Annotated in this window: 20 protein-coding genes and 1 other annotated feature; of the genes, 12 read left to right on the forward strand and 8 right to left on the reverse strand. The window is 40.5% G+C overall.

What is annotated here, in order from left to right:
• The first annotated feature begins 14 nt into the window (after positions 1-14).
• A complete protein-coding gene (locus FC56_RS02555) occupies positions 15-755 on the forward strand; it encodes an ABC transporter permease (RefSeq protein ID WP_235803850.1) in 741 nt (246 codons plus the stop codon).
• Positions 756-792: 37 nt separating this feature from the next.
• On the opposite strand, the gene FC56_RS02560 is transcribed toward FC56_RS02555, so the two are convergent.
• Positions 793-1,965, reverse strand: a complete 1,173-nt coding sequence (locus tag FC56_RS02560) for an iron-containing alcohol dehydrogenase (protein ID WP_056977867.1) — start codon at positions 1,963-1,965, stop codon at positions 793-795.
• A 172-nt stretch (positions 1,966-2,137) separates the two neighbouring features.
• The gene (locus tag FC56_RS02565; RefSeq protein WP_056977869.1) at positions 2,138-2,728 is read right to left on the reverse strand and encodes an NAD(P)H-dependent oxidoreductase; all 591 of its coding nucleotides are present in this window, start codon (positions 2,726-2,728) and stop codon (positions 2,138-2,140) included.
• 88 nt (positions 2,729-2,816) lie between these two features.
• Here FC56_RS02565 and FC56_RS02570 point away from each other — a divergent pair, with 88 nt between their 5' ends.
• The 3 genes from FC56_RS02570 to FC56_RS02580 all read left to right on the forward strand — a co-directional run bounded on the left by FC56_RS02570 (position 2,817) and on the right by FC56_RS02580 (position 4,823).
• Positions 2,817-3,308 (forward strand): MarR family winged helix-turn-helix transcriptional regulator, encoded by a 492-nt coding sequence (locus tag FC56_RS02570; RefSeq protein ID WP_056977873.1) that lies wholly within the window; start codon positions 2,817-2,819, stop codon positions 3,306-3,308.
• Positions 3,309-3,417: 109 nt separating this feature from the next.
• Positions 3,418-4,095, forward strand: coding sequence for a VIT1/CCC1 transporter family protein (locus FC56_RS02575; protein ID WP_056977874.1), 678 nt, complete (start codon positions 3,418-3,420; stop codon positions 4,093-4,095).
• A gap of 11 nt (positions 4,096-4,106) precedes the next feature.
• On the forward strand, positions 4,107-4,823 hold the full coding sequence (locus tag FC56_RS02580) for a VIT1/CCC1 transporter family protein (RefSeq protein ID WP_056977876.1): 717 nt from the start codon (positions 4,107-4,109) through the stop codon (positions 4,821-4,823).
• A gap of 87 nt (positions 4,824-4,910) precedes the next feature.
• Here FC56_RS02580 and murI read toward each other — a convergent pair whose 3' ends face one another.
• Positions 4,911-5,717: a glutamate racemase gene (murI, locus tag FC56_RS02585; RefSeq protein WP_056977878.1), complete on the reverse strand. Its 807-nt coding sequence runs from the start codon at positions 5,715-5,717 to the stop codon at positions 4,911-4,913.
• A 125-nt stretch (positions 5,718-5,842) separates the two neighbouring features.
• Here murI and FC56_RS02590 point away from each other — a divergent pair, with 125 nt between their 5' ends.
• Entirely contained in the window at positions 5,843-6,307 is a 465-nt protein-coding gene (locus tag FC56_RS02590) for a YbaK/EbsC family protein (RefSeq protein ID WP_056977937.1), read from the forward strand.
• Between the two features lie 50 nt (positions 6,308-6,357).
• Here FC56_RS02590 and FC56_RS02595 read toward each other — a convergent pair whose 3' ends face one another.
• On the reverse strand, positions 6,358-8,358 hold the full coding sequence (locus tag FC56_RS02595) for a cation:proton antiporter (RefSeq protein WP_056977880.1): 2,001 nt from the start codon (positions 8,356-8,358) through the stop codon (positions 6,358-6,360).
• A 154-nt stretch (positions 8,359-8,512) separates the two neighbouring features.
• Here FC56_RS02595 and FC56_RS02600 point away from each other — a divergent pair, with 154 nt between their 5' ends.
• From FC56_RS02600 to FC56_RS02620, 5 genes are all read left to right on the forward strand, one after another.
• Positions 8,513-9,727 carry an MFS transporter gene (locus FC56_RS02600; RefSeq protein ID WP_056977940.1) on the forward strand — a complete coding sequence of 405 codons (1,215 nt, stop codon included), beginning with the start codon at positions 8,513-8,515 and terminating at the stop codon, positions 9,725-9,727.
• Positions 9,728-10,009: 282 nt separating this feature from the next.
• Positions 10,010-10,759 carry a C40 family peptidase gene (locus tag FC56_RS02605; RefSeq protein WP_056977883.1) on the forward strand — a complete coding sequence of 250 codons (750 nt, stop codon included), beginning with the start codon at positions 10,010-10,012 and terminating at the stop codon, positions 10,757-10,759.
• Positions 10,760-10,784: 25 nt separating this feature from the next.
• The gene (locus FC56_RS02610) at positions 10,785-12,173 is read left to right on the forward strand and encodes a GH25 family lysozyme (RefSeq protein ID WP_056977885.1); all 1,389 of its coding nucleotides are present in this window, start codon (positions 10,785-10,787) and stop codon (positions 12,171-12,173) included.
• 114 nt (positions 12,174-12,287) lie between these two features.
• Positions 12,288-13,190: a nitronate monooxygenase gene (locus tag FC56_RS02615; protein WP_056977887.1), complete on the forward strand. Its 903-nt coding sequence runs from the start codon at positions 12,288-12,290 to the stop codon at positions 13,188-13,190.
• A gap of 2 nt (positions 13,191-13,192) precedes the next feature.
• Positions 13,193-14,071, forward strand: a complete 879-nt coding sequence (locus FC56_RS02620; RefSeq protein ID WP_056977889.1) for an NAD(P)-dependent oxidoreductase — start codon at positions 13,193-13,195, stop codon at positions 14,069-14,071.
• 44 nt (positions 14,072-14,115) lie between these two features.
• On the opposite strand, the gene FC56_RS02625 is transcribed toward FC56_RS02620, so the two are convergent.
• Together FC56_RS02625 and spxB are read right to left on the reverse strand one after the other, a co-directional pair.
• A complete protein-coding gene (locus FC56_RS02625) occupies positions 14,116-14,307 on the reverse strand; it encodes a hypothetical protein (protein ID WP_054671692.1) in 192 nt (63 codons plus the stop codon).
• A 53-nt stretch (positions 14,308-14,360) separates the two neighbouring features.
• Positions 14,361-16,109, reverse strand: a complete 1,749-nt coding sequence (spxB, locus tag FC56_RS02630) for a pyruvate oxidase (RefSeq protein ID WP_056977891.1) — start codon at positions 16,107-16,109, stop codon at positions 14,361-14,363.
• 212 nt (positions 16,110-16,321) lie between these two features.
• Positions 16,322-16,521: a binding site (T-box leader), on the forward strand.
• 42 nt (positions 16,522-16,563) lie between these two features.
• Between spxB and tyrS the strand changes: the two genes are divergently transcribed.
• A complete protein-coding gene (tyrS, locus tag FC56_RS02635; RefSeq protein WP_056977893.1) occupies positions 16,564-17,820 on the forward strand; it encodes a tyrosine--tRNA ligase in 1,257 nt (418 codons plus the stop codon).
• Between the two features lie 134 nt (positions 17,821-17,954).
• Positions 17,955-18,170, forward strand: a complete 216-nt coding sequence (locus FC56_RS02640; RefSeq protein ID WP_054671695.1) for a hypothetical protein — start codon at positions 17,955-17,957, stop codon at positions 18,168-18,170.
• 62 nt (positions 18,171-18,232) lie between these two features.
• Here FC56_RS02640 and FC56_RS02645 read toward each other — a convergent pair whose 3' ends face one another.
• Together FC56_RS02645 and FC56_RS08105 are read right to left on the reverse strand one after the other, a co-directional pair.
• Positions 18,233-19,693: a multicopper oxidase family protein gene (locus FC56_RS02645; protein ID WP_056977895.1), complete on the reverse strand. Its 1,461-nt coding sequence runs from the start codon at positions 19,691-19,693 to the stop codon at positions 18,233-18,235.
• Positions 19,694-19,715: 22 nt separating this feature from the next.
• Complete coding sequence (locus tag FC56_RS08105; protein WP_156410657.1) at positions 19,716-19,880, reverse strand: hypothetical protein; 165 nt, start codon at positions 19,878-19,880, stop codon at positions 19,716-19,718.
• Between the last annotated feature and the right edge of the window lie 328 nt (positions 19,881-20,208).

The following is a 20,208-nucleotide window of genomic DNA, read 5'->3' on the forward strand; positions in this document are numbered from 1 at the left end:
ATACATCATTGGCAATGGCTGCCGGCTTAGTTTTAGTCGCTCTTTTTATTGGTTATCGTGAACGGTTGGGAATTGACCGTGATATGGTCATTGGGGTGATCAGAGCCGTTATTCAGTTATTCTTGGTAGGTTACTTACTGCGTTATGTAATCAAGGTCGACAGTATTATTTTAACGGTTGTCCTAATGCTGATTATCATTTTCAATGCTGGGTATAATGCAATGAAGCGCAGCCAGGGAATCCCGCACACTTTTTGGATTTCAGTCGGTGCAATTTTTATCAGTACTACGGTAGCCGTGGGGACGATGGTGTTAACTCACGCACTGAGATTCATTCCGGCTCAAATGATTCCAATCACCGGGATGATGGCTTCTCAATCCATGGTGGCAATTGGTTTGTGTTATCGTAACCTTAACTCTAATTTCCATGATGAACGCCAGCAAGTTCTGGAAAAGCTATCATTAGGGGGAACGGTAAAACAGTCTTCCATGCATATCATTAGAGAAAGCATTAAAACTGGAATGCAGCCAACGGTAGATGCCACCAAAACGATGGGGATTGTGGCACTTCCTGGGATGATGAGTGGGATGATTTTTGCCGGAGTCAATCCAGTCTATGCCATTAAATACCAAATCATGGTAACTTTCATGTTGCTAGCCGCCACTAGTTTAGGATCATTTTTGGCGGTATATTGGTCGTATAAAGGTTTTTATAATAACAAGGCCCAATTAACTTTACCGGAAGCAAAAAAATAATAAAAAGGAATGCCAGTGGCATTCCTTTTTATTATTGCTATTCTGCATCGTATGCTGCTTGGAAAATTTTAACGAGGTCGTCAACAGTTCCCTTGCGAGGGTTAGAGAAGGCGTTGCCGTCTTTTAAGGCATTTTCAGCCATCATCCGGAAGTCTTCTGGCTTAGCACCAATTTCCTTGATGGATTTTGGAATACCAACGTCTTCTGACATTTGCTTCATGGCTTTAATGGATAATTCAGCGGCATCTCTGGTTGAAAGACCGTCAGTATTTTCGCCCATGAATTCTGCTAATTCCGCAAATCGTTGTGGATCAGCAATCAAATTGTATTGTTCTACGTAAGGGAGAAGTAAAGCACAGCAGACACCATGAGGGGCATCGTATTGCCCGCCGAGTTGGTGAGCCATGGCATGAACATAACCTAGGTTGGCGTTGTTAAATGCCATTCCGGCTAGCATTTCAGCTTCTACCATTGCGGTTCTAGCTTCGAGATTGTGACCATTTGCAACAGCTTCTCGTAAAGAACCTTCAATTAACTTAATAGCTTCAATACATTGAGAATCTGTAATGGGGTTGTGATCAACAGAAACGTAAGGTTCAATGGCTTGAACAAACGCGTCCATCCCGGTTGCGGCAGTTAAAGATGCGGGTACATCTAACATTAAGGTTGGATCATTAAATGAAACTAGTGGAATGTTACGCCAAGAAACAACTACGAATTTTAAGTGGGTTTCTTCGTTAGTGATTACTGCGTGTCGGGTTAGTTCTGAACCAGTCCCGGCAGTAGTATTAACAGCGATTAGTGGAGGAAGGGGATTGTTTAAAGTTTCGATTCCGGCTAATTCGGTGATATCATCGCCATTAGTTAAAATAATGCCGGCACCCTTACCAGTATCGTGAGCAGAACCACCACCGACAGTAATAATTGAGTCGGCACCTGACTCTTCATAAAGTTTCTTAACTTCTTTAATGTTGCGTACTTTAGGGTTAGGTTCAACACCGTTATAAATAACGTAATCTACTCCGGCAGCATCTAAAGATGCTAAGGTTTGTTGAGCTGCTCCGTCCTTTAGGCCTTCCAAAAATTTATCGGTAACGATGACTGGTTTTTTCATTCCCAGCATTTTGGCTCTGTCACCAATTTTTTCAATGACTCCAGGCCCAAAGAAATTCACACTGGGCATCAAGAAATCGTAACTGCGTTCACTCATAAAAACAATCCTTCTTTCCGTCTCAAGGGACAAATCAATATGTTTATGAAAAAAATATAAGCGCTTACAGGTTAATTATAATGACAGGGTACTTATTATTCAATAACAAATTACAAAAATCATAAAAAAGTTGAGTCACGCCCTATATTATTTAGTGGGGTAAATAATATTTTTAAATTAAATATTTAGATACCTTCTTAAGATCGGCTTGACGTTGAGTTTCAGATCGATTTTCTGGATTGAAATTGTTCCAGTGATAATTGAATAACCCTAGTTTGTTAAAGGTTCCACGTTTTAAGGCTTTGCTGACGGGATTACCAAAGACCAGTTTATAAAGGAAAGTGGGGGTACCAGAGACAGTAAAGGTAACAACTCTGGATTTCTTAGGTAAGATATGGGGGCGACTAGATTGGTAGTGGCTTTTACTGAGGACTTTGTCTAAAAAACCCTTGGTCATGGTTGGCATTACTTCCCACCAGATAGGAAAGATAAAAATAATTTGGTCGGCTTGAGCTAGCCGTTGATAATAGTCCTCTGCAACGGGATCGACAATTTGTTTGGTTCGCCAATTAGTTAGTTCGGTTGCACTCATAACCGGGTTAAAGTGGTCTGCGTGTAAATCGATTACGTCGACCTCTTCATTTCGTTGTTGAAGGACTTGAAGGCATTCTTGAGTGATAGCGGCGCCGTAACTACGGTGGTGGGGCTGATTAAATCCAGCGCTTAAAGTATAGGGATGATCAAAGACGATTACTGTTTTCATAATTAACTACCTCGTTTGCATTTTTATATTCCGTGGAATATTATATACATAGTAAAAGAAAAGTCAAATATATTCGGAGGAATATAAAATGAAAAACATTAATAATGAAACTTTGGATACATTAGCCAATCAAATTAATAGTGAATTGACTACGTTTCGTAATCGAGAAATTGATCCCCAAACTAATGAATGGTTCAAACAGCACAGTTCATCAGCCGTAAGGGACTTAATTACTAAGTTAAAAATTACTGATTTGGATTTAATTACCATTATTGAACAGTATCCTGAAAGTCGACTAAGTGATTTGACGCAATTTACTAATGTAAGGCAGGGGACCGTTTCGAAAATGGTAAATAAGTTTGTAAAGCTGGGATTAGTTGCTAAATATCATCAAGGTGATAATTTAAAGAACACTTATTTGCAATTAACCACTAGCGGAACTGAGTTAGCTGAACTTCATATTGAGTTTCATCGAATTAACCAGCAAAAAATGAAAAAGGCTTTAAGCGATTTTTCTGCCGCGGATCTCCAGGTAGTTGCCAATTTCTTACAGCGGATTAATGAATTAGACGGCCAGTAAAGTAGGCTCAGCTTCCTTATCAATCCTTGGTAAGTTGCGTTTTTATTCAAAATAGCGTAGAATCAGAATTTGTTAATAATGATTCTAATTTACATACGGAGATGACATTTTGAAGAAAAAACTATCACTTGCTCAAAAAGTTAATATTTTGCGGGCCAGCGTTATGGGGGCGAATGACGGTATTTTATCAGTAGCCGGAATCGTTGTTGGGGTGGCTGGTGCTACCACTAATAGCTTTGCAATTTTAATTTCCGGGTTGGCTGGCATGTTAGCGGGGACAGTATCCATGGCCATGGGGGAATACGTTTCAGTTAATACCCAAAAAGATGCTCAAAAACAGGCGGTAGAAAATGAAAAACAGGCATTAAAAGATAACTACCAACAGGAATTTGAATTTGTAGAAACCAAGTACAGTGATACTGGTATGGCACCAGCTCTGGCTCATCAAGCCACTAAGGAAATGCTAGCCAAAGATCCATTAACTGCAGTAGTCCGGGAACGATATGGATTTGATGCTAATGAATTCACCAGTCCTTATGATGCCGCCATTGCTTCCATGATTTCATTTCCAACCGGTTCGGTTTTACCTTTACTAGCTATTTGGCTCTTTCCTAAGGACATCAGGGTTACCGCGACTATTATTGCCGTTACTTTGGCGTTAGCAGTTACCGGCTATTTTGCCGCCATCTTAGGTAAGTCCGATTGGAAACGAGGCATTTTACGGAACGTGGTGGCAGGATTGCTTACCATGATTGTGACTTACTATATCGGGACGTTATTTGCCTAGGAGGGAAAAATATGCAAGTTGAAACTCATAAATCATCCCAAGCTACCAAACCGGCTAAGAATAAAATGACGATGGATGAAAAATTAAACGCGTTAAGAGCCGGGGTCCTCGGCTCCAATGACGGTATTCTAACCGTAGTTGGCGTTTTATTCAGTGTTGCGGCAGCGACGACTAATAGTTTTACTATTTTTATTGCTGGATTATCTGATTTACTCGCCTGTGCGTTTTCAATGGCTTCCGGAGAATATGCTTCTGTAAGTACCCAAAAAGATACTGAAAAAGCAGCGGTGGCTAAGGAAGAGCAGCTATTACAAACTAATTTTGAAGATGAAGTCAAAGTAGTTCAGCAATATTACATAGCTAAGGGAGTGACTCCAGCTACGGCGTTGGCAATTGCACAAGATTTAATGGCTAAAAAGCCGTTAGAAACGATCGTGGATGTTAAGTACGACATTAAACTAGGTCATTATATGAATCCGTGGGATGCAGCTTTTGCATCACTGTTTTCCGCAGCGGCCGGAGGAATTTTTCCGTTAGCTGCGATTACATTATTGCCGGATGCCATTAAATGGCCGGGAACTATTTTAGCAGTCTGCGTTTCCGTGGCGTTAACTGGTTATTTAAGTGCTAAGCTAGGAAAAGGCAACGTCAAAGTTGCCGTTATTCGAAATATCTTGGTGGGAATTATTACTATTATTATTCACTACGGAATTGGGAAATTATTTTAAACTCAAAAAAGGATTAACACTTAATTGTGTTAATCCTTTTTTTGAAAGCTATCATGGTCATCTTACTGACTGTAGTTTTGTGGATGATTATTCTAGTGTTCCGGTGGTTGGCAAATCCGCATCACTGACTTGGTATTGGTTAAATAGTTTTTGGTAACGGTCAATTTCTTCTGGGGTATCTTCCGTACTGTAAAAACTAATTTGGCCTTTTTCCTGGTTATCGGTGTTAAGGTTGCCTTCGTTGAGTTTGTGCTTGAGCATCTTGGTTACCCCTAAGAAACCATCGTAAAAGTTGGCATTAGGGAAAAATTCTTGAATGCTGTTACGGACAAATGGGTAGTGAGTGCAGCCTAAGACCACGCCGTCAATTTGGTTGGCGTTAAATTCACTGAGGTTATCAGCTAAAAAGTCTTTAATAGCTGGACCACTAACTACCCCAGTTTCAATAATATCAACTAGCCCGGGTAGTGGCTTAAGATCAATTTGAGTTTGATCTTCAAAGCGATGATATTGAGCCTGAAACTTAGTTAGTTTCATAGTTAAAGCGGTCCCTAACACTAAGATATCTTGGTTGCCAGCTTCCACAGCTGGTTTTAGGGCTGGTTCAATGCCAATGATAGGAACATTATATTCAGCCATTAATTCAGTTTTAGCAGCACTGGTGGCCGTGTTACAAGCAATTACAATGGCTTTAACACCCTTGTTCAATAAGAATTCCACATTATTGCGAGAAAATTGGAGGATCTGGTCTTTTTCCTTGTCACCATAAGGGGCGTTTTTAGAATCCCCTAAAAAAATGAATGACTCGTTAGGCAAGATAGTTGCCATAGTTTTTAGAGTTGAAAGCCCCCCGATTCCAGAATCAAATACCCCAATTGGCCGATTATCAGTCATGGTTTCATCTCCAGTTCGAAAGTTTTGTAGCTTATATTGTAGCATTGAATGCCGGCAATTCAAAATATGGTTGTTAATTTGAGTTACCGGTTTATAATGAGGGCAAATTGAAGGCGGTGATGTTGGTGAGTTTAGAGGCGGTTAAACAGTATTTTGCAGAACAAGGATTGGCAGGTAGAATTGTAGTTCACGATCAGGCTAGTGATACAGTAGAACATGCGGCAACGGTAATTGGTTGTTCGCCAGGGCAAATTGCTAAAACCATGGCTTTTCAACAAAAAGAAGGCGTGGTGTTAGTAGTTATGGCCGGTGATTATAAAATTAACAATCAGGCCTACAAGGCCCAATTTCACCAAAAAGCCTCTATGGTGCCGTTTGCTGAAGTGGCTACCATAGTGGGACACGAACCGGGAGGAGTGTGTCCTTTTGCAATTAATCCCGGTATCTCAATTTATCTAGACGAATCATTGAATCAATACGAAACGGTCTATCCGGCAGCAGGAAGTCCAGATAGCACAATTGAACTAACAGTGGCTGAATTAGCTAAGTATAGTCAGGGAACCTGGGTGGCGGTAACTAAACCCAGATAAAAAGAGGAGTGAGCTTAGAAGTTAGGGACTTTTAAACTCACTCCTCTTTATTATTGAGGTGTAAAAGCATCGTTATTTTGTAAGTAGGCCATTTCATCGTAAACAATGTGTTCTTGTAAAATTTGGGCATCAGCGACGGAGAGTTTCTGGTCACTTATGGCTTGCTGCATGAATTCGTATTCACTATGAAAAGCTAATAGAAAAGTTTGATATAGAATGGTTGGATCCGGCTCGCCGTAGTTGATTCGGCGGTGACGTTGTAAGTAAAAGCGACGTACTAGGTGCAGTTCGACAGTGTCCTTGTGCTGCCGACGGGCATTTCTTAATGCATGTTCTGCGGCGTTGTAGCCGATATTTTCGATTTTAGCAAAGTCTTCTCCATGCTTATCAAATGTATGCTTCCAGTAGTATTGTTCTGCGATTAATGGTGAAGTTAAGAACATATTTTGAGTGGCTTGTAGGTTTTGTGACATCCGACCAGTATGCATTCCAAATCTGACTCGCAACCAAAAGTTTTTTAATTGGTTATTGTTTACCGTGTAAAGACTCATTGAAATGAATTCTTGGTAGTAATGGGACTCGGTTGCAGTGATTTTATTATCTTGTTCTAATTCCTGTACGGCGGTTAACTCAGCATGGTAGGCCAATTGATACAATTGACGCAAATATCGTTTATTAGTATGGCCATGTTGATGTAGCTGCTGGCTAAGAGCGTCAACTACAATTTGACTTTCAGCAGGATGATCTGAGGATTGTTGCTTTACTTTGTTCAAGGCCACCATGATCATTTCACGCAACCATTGATGCTTATGAGCTTTAGCGTTATCGGCTGGATCTGCTTTAGTGATAATTGGGACAAAAACTGCTGCAACGGTTAAGCTAATTAAAATGATAACGGCAATAATAAATATTAATGAATTGCGATTAATATAGGAATGAAGATTGTCTGGAATGGAAAAAGCCAATGAGAGCGAGATGGTTCCACTAGCACCGCTGACGGCCATCAACCAACTATCTTGCCAGCGATGAGGACTCTTCAAATGCATCCAGACTAGGTAGCGAGTCCAAACTAAACGAATAATGAACTTAAAAATGTATAAACTTATTCCAATTAATACCAACAAACCTAAGAGATTCTTGTGTTGAGCGTAAATAGCAAGGGTAATAGTGGGTAAGGACAACCCTAACAAAATGAAAATAATGCCGGTTAGGGCGTTTTCTAAGACTTCCCACACGTTAGTTTTCACCAATTGCATTCGAGCAGAAACAAAACGAAGATTATCGTTTTCTACTCCCTGAACCAATCCAGCAGCAACGACCGCTAAGATTCCTGAAAGATCTAATTCTTCAGCTAAGTAGTAGACCAAAAATGGTACTGTTAGTTCCAAAACGATCATGATTAAAGGACTATCATCAGCTAATGAGATCAACCATAGTCGTAAACGATGAAATAAAACACCGATTAGAGAGCCTAATACCAATCCTCCTACAAACTCAACTAAAAATAAGGCGATGGCGTGGCTCCAAGCGAATTGTCCCTGCAAGAATGCACTGAGGGCTAAGCTAAAGGCAACAAATCCAGTAGCATCGTTGAATAACGATTCATTTTGTAAAATAATAAACGGAATCTGAAACTTAGGATTAGGCTTAGCAAACGCACTAACAGCTGAAGCGTCGGTAGGGGTAACAATTGCACCTAAGGTAAATGCTAAGGCTAACGGCACAATTGGAAATAGCCAATTAATTAAGCCGCCAACTACTAAAACGGTGGTAACCACTAACAGGATCGATAGTGACAAAATGTTAACAGCCCCCCTGCCGATCCAGTAACGAGAAGCATTTTGAGCGTCGTTATACAGTAAAGGGGTAACCACTAGGAACATGAATAATTCTGGATTAAATAAAAAATGGCGATAAAACGGAATTATCGATAGTAACAGGCCACCAAGAATATAGAGCATGGGTAGTGGTAGCCATTTGATATGGTTACTAACTACATTAGCTGCGACTACACCTAATAGTATAATTAACACAAAAAAAGTGGCAGTCATGGTTTTCTCCTTTCGAATACACTTACTAAGTCATAGTATACAGTGAACTGTAATCAGATGAAAATAGTTTGCAATTCTGTCTTGACGTAGTTTTAGCGGGGGTGAATACTAAAATAGTTAATAAAAAATGGGAAGTGCATAAATTTTGAAATTATTGAATTATAAAGAGCAACCCCAGTGGCAAAAAAACGTCTACGCATTGTGGATTGGTAATTTTGCTACCGGAGCTGGTTCTAGCATGAGCCTACCGTTTTTACCACTATTCATTGCCACTATGGGAAATTTTCCTAAGTGGGAATTAACATTGTATGCTGGATTAGGTTACGCTGCTACCTATTTAAGTCAAGCAATTGCCTCACCGCTATGGGGTAAGTTAGCCGATCGTACTGGTCGCAAGCCGATGTTATTGCGAGCTAGTATTGGGATGACAATTACCGCCACGTTAACTGGTTTTTCCACTAGTGTGTGGATGTTGATTAGTTTGCGGTTTATTCAAGGGATGTTTTCCGGATATATTAATAACGCTTTTGCTTTGATTGCTAGTGAAGTTCCTCAAAAACAAAGCGGCAAGACGATGGGGACCTTGACCACGGGAAGTGTGGGGGGGCAATTAGTCGGTCCCATTTTTGGCGGCTTTATTGCCGGTATTTGGGGCTATCGAATTCCATTTTACGTTTTCGGTGGATTAATGTTCTTGGCAGCGTTAGCAACTTATTTTGGAGTGAAAGAAGACTTCACTCCGATTGAAAAGGATAGTCAACAAGCTAAGCAAAGCGCGTTTGCCGGAATCAAGAATTTGTGGATTGTTTGGGCAATGATTATTTCTTCCATGTTAATTCAAGCTGCTACCAATTCTATTAACCCGATTTTGAGTTTGTTTGTTAGGGAATTAATGCACGGAACTGGTAACATTGCCTGGGTTAGTGGGGTTATTGCGGCATTGCCTGGAATCGCCACATTGGCGACGGCTTCACGACTGGGAGCTTTGGGTGATCGAATTGGGCCTAGAAAAGTATTAGTAGGCGGTTTGATTCTATCTGCTGCGATGTTTTTCCCAATGTTTCTCACCACTTCAGTAGTTGTGTTGGGGATTTTGCGATTCATAATTGGAATTGCTGATGCGGCATTAATGCCGGTAACCCAAACGGTAACGATGCTAAACACTCCACCAGATGCCATTAGTCGGATTTTTAGTTATAATCAATCAGCTCAAGCCATGGGTTCCGTGGTGGGACCATTGCTGGCTTCTGCAGTGGCAGGGATTTTAGATTACCGGTTTGTCTTTTTAATGACTTGTATTTTAGTTCTGATTAACTTAATAGTAGTGTTAGTTGCTTACCGTAAGGACGGGATGGCACTAATTGGTTAAAGATGGTTACTGTAGCTAACCATCTTTTTTATTTGGACAACGTTATTAGTTATTGTGTTGTGGCTAAATGGTTATGTTGCGAGTTACAAAATTCTATTATTTTTTAACAATTGTCACAAAATAAATGCGATTAAAGCCAGTTTACCGGTATTTTCAGAAAAATAAGGGTTAAAACGTTGTAATATTTCTTTACCTGTTTGAAATTTTTCCGTTCGGTTCCTGTAGCAATTGCACAGTACAATGTTCACTGTAGATTAGAGAAATCAGTTCGGAGGATATGTTTTGAAAAATTACATAAGTAAATTAGCCATCGTGGGCGTCGCAGTTTCAGCAATGACGATTGGAGCAAACGTAACTTCCACATCAACAGCACACGCTGCCGGCACCAATACTATTTCTAATTTGAAGTCGGTGACCAAAAAAGCTTACGTTAGAAAGTCGGCCACTGGTTGGACTTATAATATTAATACTGCTAATAAAACATTTAACTGGGGAAAGAAAACCCACTATTTAAAAAATTACCCTAACACAACTTGGTATGTAACTAAGTCAATGAAAGTTACTACTTCTAAAAATACGACCGGAACTTTTTACTACGTTACTAATAGTAAGAAAACCGTTAATGGTTGGATTTGGAGTGGCTATTTAAAAGCTAAGAGCACTAAAACGTTTGCTAATGTGTATGCCACTGCCAAGAAATACCTAGGAACCCGCTACATTTATGGTGGGACTACTCCTTATGGATTCGATTGTTCCGGTTATACTCAATATGTATATAAAAAGTCAATTAAAAAGAACCTTGCTCGAACTGCCCAAGCTCAGTACAATAGTACCAGTAAGGTTTCCAGTTCTAAAGTCCAAAAGGGCGATTTGGTATACTTTGGTGCTAGCAAGAGAAGCATCAGCCACGTTGGAATCTACATCGGTAATGGCAATATGATTGATTCTCAAAACAATGGTGTGGTAATTGAAAAAGTTAACGCTCCATGGTGGAACAAAGTTGGTTATTCACGACCAGCTAATTTAGCTTAAGCTTGGAAAATAGAGGGATACAGTTATGACAACGAGATTAGGTAAGGCATTATTAGGATTAGGGTTAGTCGGTGGAATGTTGATGGCTGGCGGAGCAACGGCAAGTGCCGATACTACGTTAAGCGAAAAACCTGCCGGAACAATGGGATCTAGTTACCCAGTGCAACAGTACAACGCGTTTGCAAAGTCACGGGTTTCCATTAGTCGCTCCAATTCAGTGCCTGATTTATCTGAATGGCAAGGTAGTTTTACGGATGCCCAAGTAAAAAAATTAAAGGATCAAGTGCCATTTGTTATTTTACGAGTTCAATACGGTAGTGATTACAAGGATAAGACCTTCAATCACAACGTAGCATTGATGCAAAAATATGGTGTGCCTTATGGGGTATATTCATTTAGTCAATATAGTTCTGCTAGCGATGCTAAGACTGAAGCTAGAGATTTGTATAATCGAGCTCCGGATGCTGAATTTTACGTTAATGATTACGAAGACCAAACTTCTAGTGGCAACACTAATACCGCAGCTACTAATTGGTACAACACAATTAAGCCGTTAGCTGGTTCACGAAAAGTATTACTTTATTCTTACGCTAGTTTTATGCAATCATATGCAAGTAAGGCTGTTAAAGACTATGACGGTTTTTGGTTAGCTGCTTACCAAACTAGTGAACCAACTACTGCTAGCCACGTGTTGTGGCAATACACGGACTCATACTACATGAGTTCTTTGGGTCAATCAGTAGATGCTAGTGTTTCAACTAGTAAGGATAGTTCTTGGTTCTTAAGTGGAGCAAGCACTGGTTCTGATAGTAATACTGGTTCAGATAATAGTGGCGATACCGATAATACTGGTAGTACCGATCCAGATGATTCCACTGGTTCAAACAACAGCAATTCTACTACTAAGCCAAGTTCTAACTTTAATTACGTTAATATCGATAGCCAGTTTACCGTTAAAAATAATCCAGGACATAACTTCTTTAACCATATTCCTAATGAAGGACGTTATAGCTACAAGAAGTTACACAATGGTTCGGCTTATGCTGGCAAGAACATTACTGTTGATTCCCAAGGAACCATAAAATCTGGTTCTTCTCATTCTTACTACCGAGCATACTATAAGGGTAAGAAGATTGGTTGGATCTACGATAAGGCTTTAGCCGCTAAGATTACTTATACTTCTCCTAGCTTGAAAGTAAAAGTAAAGGCTAACCCAACTTCTAACTTCTACAATCACATTACTAACAGTAAGTACACTGTTAAAAAGACCCATAATGGTTCTGCCTATGCTGGTAAAACTTTGACAGTTAACGCTGCTGGGGTTAAGTATGGCTGGAAGACTCCATACTATCGAGCATATTACAACGGCAAACTAGTTGGCTGGATTTATGGTGCTTCTGTTGACGTTAAATAATATAGTAAAGAAAAAGACGATCTGACAAGATCGTCTTTTTTATGATATTAAGCCACTTGTTTCCTTTTAATAAAACGATTACACTTTGGAAAAAGACAAAAAGAGGGGCATATCATGAATCCAATTACTAGTTTATTGGGCACTCAGTATCCGTTGATACAAGGATCACTAGCTCATATTTCAACTTATCCTTTGGTAGCAGCAGTTAGCGAAGCTGGTGGTTTAGGTACTTTAAGCTCTACTGGCTTGAATTCTAAACAACTCACGCTACAAATTCAGCGGGTAAGAGAGTTAACTAATAATCCGTTTGCGGTTAATTTAACTTTACTAGATGCCAACGTAGAATCACTAGTTAATACGGTAATTGATCAAAAAGTACCGGTGGTAATTACCAGTGCCGGGACGCCTAAAAAATTTATCCCTGCTTTAAAGCAGGCCGGAATTAAAACCCTGGCGGTGATTCCCAACGTTAAAATTGCACAAAAAATGGAGAAGCTAGGGGTAGATGCCGTAATTGCTGAAGGAATGGAGTCCGGAGGCCATATTGGCCAATTAACTACTATGAGTTTGGTACCTCAAGTAGCAACGGTCGTGAATATTCCGGTGGTGGCTGCAGGAGGGATTGCTGATCATCGTGGAGTTAAAGCGGTTCAAGCGTTAGGAGCCCAAGGAGTTCAGATTGGAACGGCGTTTTTAGTGGCTAAGGAAACCCCGATTTCACCAGAATACAAACGAGCTGTTATCGAGGCCAGTGATACTGCTACGGTGGTAACGGGTAGTGGAGCAGATGCAGTGCGGGGAATCGCTAATGGATTAACTAAACGATATTTTCAGATGGCAGCAGACAATGCCTGGCCTGAAGAATTAGCTGAACTGACCACCGGTAGTTTACAACGAGCCATTCACGGTGATGTTACCACCGGCTCGTTGATGGCAGGTCAAGTTGCTGGGATGGTAACTAAGGAAGAACCGGCTGTTAATATAATCCGTAAGTTAATGGTAGAAGCGGAGGATTAAGTATGAAAATTGGATTTATCGGAACCGGAGTCATGGGGAGCGCCATGATTAAAAATTTATTGAAAGCTGATTTTGCAGTGACGGTATATAATCGCACAAAGGAGCATGCTCAAGCCGTAATAGCTGCTGGCGCTACCTGGGCTAATTCACCAGCTGAAGTGGCCAGTCAATCTGACGTGGTGATTACAATGGTGGGCTTTCCTAAAGACGTCAAAGGTGTTTATTTTGGTAGTAAAGGAATTTTCAAGCGGGTTCATGCAGGCCAGGTGTTAGTTGATATGACCACTAGTTCTCCCAAGTTAGCCCAACAGATTTTTGTTGAAGGTAAAAAACGGGGAGTGGAAGTATTGGACGCGCCGGTTTCTGGTGGCGATGTAGGGGCCCAAAATGCTACCCTTACTGTTATGGTAGGGGGCTTAGAGTCCACGTATCAAAAAATGCAACCAGTATTTTCAGTGGTTGGCCAATCAATTACTTATTTTGGTGCTGCTGGATCGGGACAGAACGCTAAAATGGCTAATCAAATTATGATTGCCGGAACGATGACTGGGATGAGCGAAATGTTAGTATATGCTAAAGCAGCCAACCTTGATCTAGAGCAAGTAATCAAGACAGTGGATAACGGTGGTGGTCAAAATTGGAGTTTGGCAAATTATGGCCCCAGAGTTCTAAAGGGAGATTATCGGCCCGGCTTTTACGCTAAACATTTTTTGAAGGATCTTAAAATTGCTTTAGACGTTGCTGACGAAATGGAATTGAATTTGCCAGCGACCGAGCTGGCTAAACGATTATACGATAGGATGGTTAATGGTGCTGGCTTAGGCAACGAAAGTACGGATGGCTTAGTCAATATTTACCATAGTTGGCGAGAAGACGACTGATTTAAATATTAAAAAAGGACTTAACGATTTTTCGTTAAGTCCTTTTATTTTGATTTACGTTTATCCCTAGCGTTAGCAAAGTTAATCCAGATGGAAATTCCCAAACAAATTACGGCTACAATAATGAGTAATACCCGAATAGTGGTTGTTGATTCAGATCGTTGAATGTACCATGCTAACAAGATGGAAATGATTAGGCAGATATCCGCCAAAATTAACTTAGGAGAAAATCCCATTATTATCAGTCCCTTCTGCGTTATTATAGCAGATTTGTACTGATAAAAAATGTTTAATTTTGTTGATCTAAGAAGTAGCTAAGTGGTTGAAGATCTTCAGCTAGGTAGCGTTTCTTAAAGGCGTTAATCTGGTCGGCACTAAACTGACTAGGATCTAATTGTAAGTGTTCTACTGGAATAGGACGTTCATCTAAAATGTGAATGTTAATTAAAACTGGAGAGCCGGATTGTGCTACTTCATTAGCTTGATCAAAGGCGGCTTCTAGTTCACTCATTTTAGTAACCGTAATGCCCTTGACTCCTTGAGCCTCAGCAATTTGGGCAAAGTCCATAGAATTTAAATCAATGCCGAAAAATTCGTGGTGTTCGTCTTCTTGTTCATCTTGAATAAAACCTAAAACGTCATTGGAGAAAACGACGTTGATAATTGGTAAATGGTAACGGCGTTCGGTGATTAAATCTTGCATAATCATTGAGAAGGCTCCGTCACCAGTTAGGTTAAAGACTTGGCGTCCTGGATATTGTAAGGCTGCGGCTAAAGCTCCCGGAAGACCAAAGCCCATCGTAGCAAACAGTCCTGAAGTAAACCAGCGTCTCTGACCGTTCATTCTTAACATCCGTACGGCATTTTGATCAACCTGTCCAACATCAATTGAAAAGATAGCATCTGGATCTGCAATTCGATTGAGTTGCTTGAAAGCTGGTTCGACTCTCATTGGATCATCAGTGCGATCCATGAGGTGGTTAAGGTACTGCCACCAGTTAGCAACGTTAGCTACGTTAGCAGCATACCAATCAGACTTAGGAGCTGGAGTGCTTAATGCTACTAACTTGGCCAAGGCTTCGGAAGCATCAGTTAAAATAGCTACGTCTGCGTGGTGTCGTTTACCCAGCTTAGCTGGATTAGAATCAATTTGAATAAATTTAACTTCAGGTCGGAATTCAATTTGACCAAATGGCAAATCAGAACCAACGAATAAAATCAAATCCGTTTTAGTAAGGGCTTCGTTAGCTGGCTTAGATGCCACTCGCATAGAAGATCCTAGCAATGCTTCAAAGTCAGAAGGAATAATGTCCTTGGCAATAGCAGAAGTCATCACAGGCATTTGTAATTTAGTGGATAATTCCATAATGGCATCTGCGTCGTTTTTAGTACCGACCCCTACAAACATCACCGGCCGTTTAGCTTCAGCAATTAAGCTGAGGGCAGATTTGATGTCTTGATCGTTAGGAGCGGCTAAATGGTTATAGCGGTGAGCATTGGCAGAAGAATAGTTACCCTCTGCCGGAATTTCTTTCCCAGCTAAATCGTTAGGAATAATAACAACGGCAGGTCCGTGATAAGCGTATGCGCGACGGATAGCCTCGTCTACCACATGTGGCAAACTAACTGCGGTGGTTACTGTACGTGCGTACACTGCACCATCTTGAAAGAGGGGATCTTCGTCCATTTCCTGGAAAGCATCGAAATTCATATCACTTTGTGGGGACTGACCTACTAGGTAAAGGGCGGGAACTTTATCCATTTTGGCATCATAGATTCCTTGTAACAAGTGAGTAGCGCCAGGACCAGCAGAACCAATCGCTACCCCAATTTGACCGGCGATTTTATAATCAGCACTGGCAGCCATTGCTCCAACTTCTTCGTGGCGGACGTGAATGAAGTTAATATTGTCTTTTTCAGCATCTAAGGCATACATCAAGTTATTTACGGTTCCTCCCGGTAGTCCATAAACATGATTGACTCCCCAACTTTCCAAGGTTTGAACCATGGCAACGCCTGAATTAATGGTTTCACTCATAGCTAACTTCCTCCTCAATATGTAAATTTATAATTTTCTTACCCAAAGTCTAGCGCTACAGTTAGGCAAATACAATTAAGTTGACCTGAAAAAGTGTACTTTTAAATAATTAGTAAAATATCTCGGAAATTAAAACTAGATATTAGATTTTGCCAGCTAGTATGGCTTGATGTGATTGACATTTATAGTGATACCCCGTAAGATGAAAATATCATATTGCGTTGAGCAAATAGAGTAGAAGGTTAGGGGCCAAATAGAAAGCTAACGGACGCTGCAAGTTAGCCAAACTAATCTTTGAAATTACAATTTGGGAGCAATTTAAAATCCGGGTCATTTCGTTATCAATGCTAATGAAGCGATTATCTTATTTGATAATAACCTGGGTGGTAACGCGGAAAATTTCGTCCCTGACATCAATTGATGTTGGGGACTTTTTATTTAGGAGGAACTTTTGATGAATATTTTAGATGATTTAAAGTGGCGGGGCGCCATTAACCAAGAAACCGATCACGACGGTTTATACGAATTAGTTAACGACAAATCCGTGGGAATTTACGTGGGAATCGATCCTACTGGTGACAGTATGCATATCGGACATTTAATTCCCTTCATGATCTTGAAACGATTCCAATTAGCCGGTCACAAACCAGTAATCGTGATCGGTGGGGGAACTGGTTCAATTGGTGATCCAAGTGGTAAGAACTCTGAACGAGTTTTGCAAACCATGGACCAAGTTCACCATAATGAACAAGCCCTTACTAAGCAACTAACTGGGTTGTTTGGTAGCGACGGTAAATTTGATATTGTTAATAACTATGAATGGTTATCTCAATTATCACTTCTAGATTTCTTGCGAGACTACGGTAAGCTCTTTAACGTTAATACCATGCTAAACAAAGAAGTAGTGGCTAGCCGGTTAGAAGTCGGAATTTCCTTCACAGAATTTACCTACCAAATTTTGCAATCTATCGACTTCTTGCACCTTTACCAAAATAATGAAGTCCAAGTCCAATTAGGTGGTGCCGATCAATGGGGTAATATTACTGCCGGAATTGATTTGATCCACAAGGTTGAAGGCCCTAACGCTGGCGTTTACGGCTTAACGATTCCGTTGATGTTAAAGGCCGACGGTACTAAATTTGGTAAAACTGCTGGTGGAGCCGTGTGGTTAGATGCCGATAAGACCACCCCTTACGAATTCTACCAATTCTGGTTGAACCAAGATGACCGGGATGTAATCAAGTACTTGAAGTACTTCACTTTCTTAACCCAAGAGGAAATTGAAGACTTAGAAGAACAAGTGAAGACCCAACCTGAAAAGCGAGCTGCTCAACGTCGGTTGGCTGAAGAAGTTACGGCCTTTGTTCACGGAGAAAGTGCAGTGGCGGAAGCTGAACATATTTCTGCAGCTTTGTTCTCCGGTGATGTCGCTAACTTAACCGCTGCCGAAATTGAACAAGGTTTTAAGAACATGCCTACTGTGGACGTAACTAGTGAACCAGCTAACATCGTAGAATGGTTAGTAGATGTGACTGGGATTGAACCTTCACGGCGTCAAGCTCGGGAGGACGTTTCTAATGGTGCCATCCGGATTAACGGTGAAAAAGTGACTGATACCGATGCTACTATTAATCCAGCTGATCATTTTGATGGTCGCTTTGTGATTGTTCGGCGAGGTAAGAAGAAGTATTTCTTGGCTCGGGTTAAATAATTAAAGTAAACAGGACCTAGCTTATGTAGCTAAGTCCTGTTTTTACTTTACAAGTCGTTTAATTTGTATTTTAATCCTAAAGATTTAAAATCAAGAAGAAGATCTAATCATAATATAGAAGGAAAGTGACCGAGATGCTCGAAATTGTGTATACAGATGGTGGCGAACCAGCAGAAATTAGCTATGCTTCAGCTAAAGACTTTGTAGCTAACCAACAATTAGAAGTGCCGGACCTAGAAGATTATTACGTGGTGGTAGATGCAACCATTAATGGTAAGCCCATTGAGCTAGAGGATAAAACTATTTTGGGACTTTATAATTTTTTGGAATCTCAAGAACGTTCAGAATAATCGAAAAAATAGGTAATAGCGGTCAATGTTGATCACTATTACCTATTTAAATTTAAGTACTTTTATTTCTTAGTTGGATCGTGCATCATTTCATCCATTGATAATAAATGGTACTTAACTGGATGCTTAGGATCGTAAATTTCAATTTGAGCCATCATCCCAGTATCTTCATGTTCCAAAATATGGCAATGATACATAAATACTCCGGGCTTGGTAAATTGAATTTTAATCAAGACGGTTTCACCTGGATTGACGCCGATGGTATCTTTCCAACCATGTTCATTGGCATAGACGTCGTGACCATCTCGTTTAAGAACTTGGAATTGGCAACCGTGAACGTGGAAGGGATGGATCATACCATCATCCATATCGTTGGTGTTAGTGACTTCCCAGAGAGCCACTTTGTTTAATTCTTGCCGGGTGTCGATTCGCTGCATATCAAATAACTTGCCATCCAAGCGAACTTCGTCATCCATTCCAGACATAACGGTATGAAATGTTGGTTCGGGATCGTCAGGGGTAAGATCAGGAATTGTAGCCAAAGTTTCCGGTAAATTCAAATCTTCAGGATCAAACTTGCCGATTTTAAAAGTCAAAAATGACAAATCATCGGTTTGAAGGGTCACCACGTCGCCCTCTTGGTAGTCAGAAAAGTTAACTAAAACGTCAGCTCGTTCGGCGGTAGTTAGCATTAAGTGGTCGAATTCAACTGGTTGAGGAAGGAGACCACCGTCACTGCTAATTTGGGTGAAGGGATGGTTATCACTGAAGTGTAGACGCCATTCTCTTCTATTAGAACCGTCCAAAAACCTCAAGCGCACAATCGGGCTAGTAACTTCAAAGTATGGATTGAGGGTCCCATTGATTAATGGGTATTCGCCAAGGGTGCCATCGACGTCATAGCTTTTCTGATAGTTCAGTTGATTATCATAGTAGGTTCTGTCCTGCATAATAACCGGAATATCATTTTTGCCCCAGTCAGCTGGTAGATTTAATGAACGTTCGTGGTCGTCCTTGATCAGTACCATGGCAGCTAACCCGTTCCAAACTTGGCGAGCTGTTTCTGGACATGGATGGGGATGAAGCCATAACGTAGCAGAAGGCTGATCTACGGTAAAGGTAATTTTGCGTTCGCCACCAGGATATACTGGAGCGTGGGGACCACCATCATCATAAGGACCCACAATGTTTAAGCCGTGCCAGTGGAAGGTAGTGACTTCGTTTAGCGCATTTTTCAAGGTAATATGGTAGGTTTTACCAGTTTCAAATAAAACGGTCGGTCCTAATAAGGAGCCATTGTAGCCCCAAGTTTGGGTAACTGCTCCGGTAAGTAGTTGGGTAGAACCTGTTTGAGCGGTTAGGGTATAGTAGATATCATCGCCATCTACTTTATCTGGAGTTAACATCTCCGGAACATTTAATGGTGCTTCTGGAGTATTCGGTTGTTGTAAATGAATGTAAGCACCGTCTCGGGAGTCAAATGCGGTTTTATCAAAAAAGTAATCGTGAATTGGTGAGTTCATTAAGCTTCCTCCTATGTATTAGTTATTTTCGAAAGCAATCAATTAGACAGATCAGGGATTCTAAAAACATACCAACAGCCATCACGTACATAGCTGCAGTCATTTGCCCAGCAAATACTAAATAAATTAAAATCGCATATAATATGGTGAAACAAGCAGCGATAATTTTGGAATTAGTCATTAACATGGGGTTCACTTCCTTGATTTAGTTAGAACAGTTCTAATTTAATCCCCTTTCAATTGAATGTAAAGGAATACATCTCAAAAAATGAAACTAATTTACAAAAAAGGCTTGTGCTCGTCACTTGTATATGGTTTAATAGTTCTTGTCGGTTGCGACGGGTAACACATCAACGAAAAGCTTTTGAAAATTAATTTTAAAAAGTTGTTGACGACAAGCGCTTCTGATGATATGATATAACACGTTGCTTAAGAGATGAATAAGTTCTTAGCAATGCAAGTAGACCTTTGAAAACTGAACAAAATATTCGATGAAAACAAATGTGCTGGGCGTC

It is taken from the genome of Lentilactobacillus senioris DSM 24302 = JCM 17472 (genome assembly GCF_001436555.1).
GTDB lineage: Bacteria > Bacillota > Bacilli > Lactobacillales > Lactobacillaceae > Lentilactobacillus > Lentilactobacillus senioris.

Coding starts and splice junctions, on each gene's coding strand:
- FC56_RS08105 (WP_156410657.1), bottom strand. CDS start 19,880: ATGTTAATGACTAATTCCAAAATTATCGCTGCTTGTTTCACCATATTA.
- FC56_RS02580 (WP_056977876.1), top strand. CDS start 4,107: ATGCAAGTTGAAACTCATAAATCATCCCAAGCTACCAAACCGGCTAAG.
- FC56_RS02570 (WP_056977873.1), top strand. CDS start 2,817: ATGAAAAACATTAATAATGAAACTTTGGATACATTAGCCAATCAAATT.
- FC56_RS02595 (WP_056977880.1), bottom strand. CDS start 8,358: ATGACTGCCACTTTTTTTGTGTTAATTATACTATTAGGTGTAGTCGCA.
- FC56_RS02565 (WP_056977869.1), bottom strand. CDS start 2,728: ATGAAAACAGTAATCGTCTTTGATCATCCCTATACTTTAAGCGCTGGA.
- FC56_RS02640 (WP_054671695.1), top strand. CDS start 17,955: ATGCTCGAAATTGTGTATACAGATGGTGGCGAACCAGCAGAAATTAGC.
- FC56_RS02620 (WP_056977889.1), top strand. CDS start 13,193: ATGAAAATTGGATTTATCGGAACCGGAGTCATGGGGAGCGCCATGATT.
- spxB (WP_056977891.1), bottom strand. CDS start 16,109: ATGAGTGAAACCATTAATTCAGGCGTTGCCATGGTTCAAACCTTGGAA.
- FC56_RS02615 (WP_056977887.1), top strand. CDS start 12,288: ATGAATCCAATTACTAGTTTATTGGGCACTCAGTATCCGTTGATACAA.
- FC56_RS02610 (WP_056977885.1), top strand. CDS start 10,785: ATGACAACGAGATTAGGTAAGGCATTATTAGGATTAGGGTTAGTCGGT.
- tyrS (WP_056977893.1), top strand. CDS start 16,564: ATGAATATTTTAGATGATTTAAAGTGGCGGGGCGCCATTAACCAAGAA.
- FC56_RS02555 (WP_235803850.1), top strand. CDS start 15: ATGGCTGCCGGCTTAGTTTTAGTCGCTCTTTTTATTGGTTATCGTGAA.
- FC56_RS02560 (WP_056977867.1), bottom strand. CDS start 1,965: ATGAGTGAACGCAGTTACGATTTCTTGATGCCCAGTGTGAATTTCTTT.
- FC56_RS02625 (WP_054671692.1), bottom strand. CDS start 14,307: ATGGGATTTTCTCCTAAGTTAATTTTGGCGGATATCTGCCTAATCATT.
- murI (WP_056977878.1), bottom strand. CDS start 5,717: ATGACTGATAATCGGCCAATTGGGGTATTTGATTCTGGAATCGGGGGG.
- FC56_RS02645 (WP_056977895.1), bottom strand. CDS start 19,693: ATGAACTCACCAATTCACGATTACTTTTTTGATAAAACCGCATTTGAC.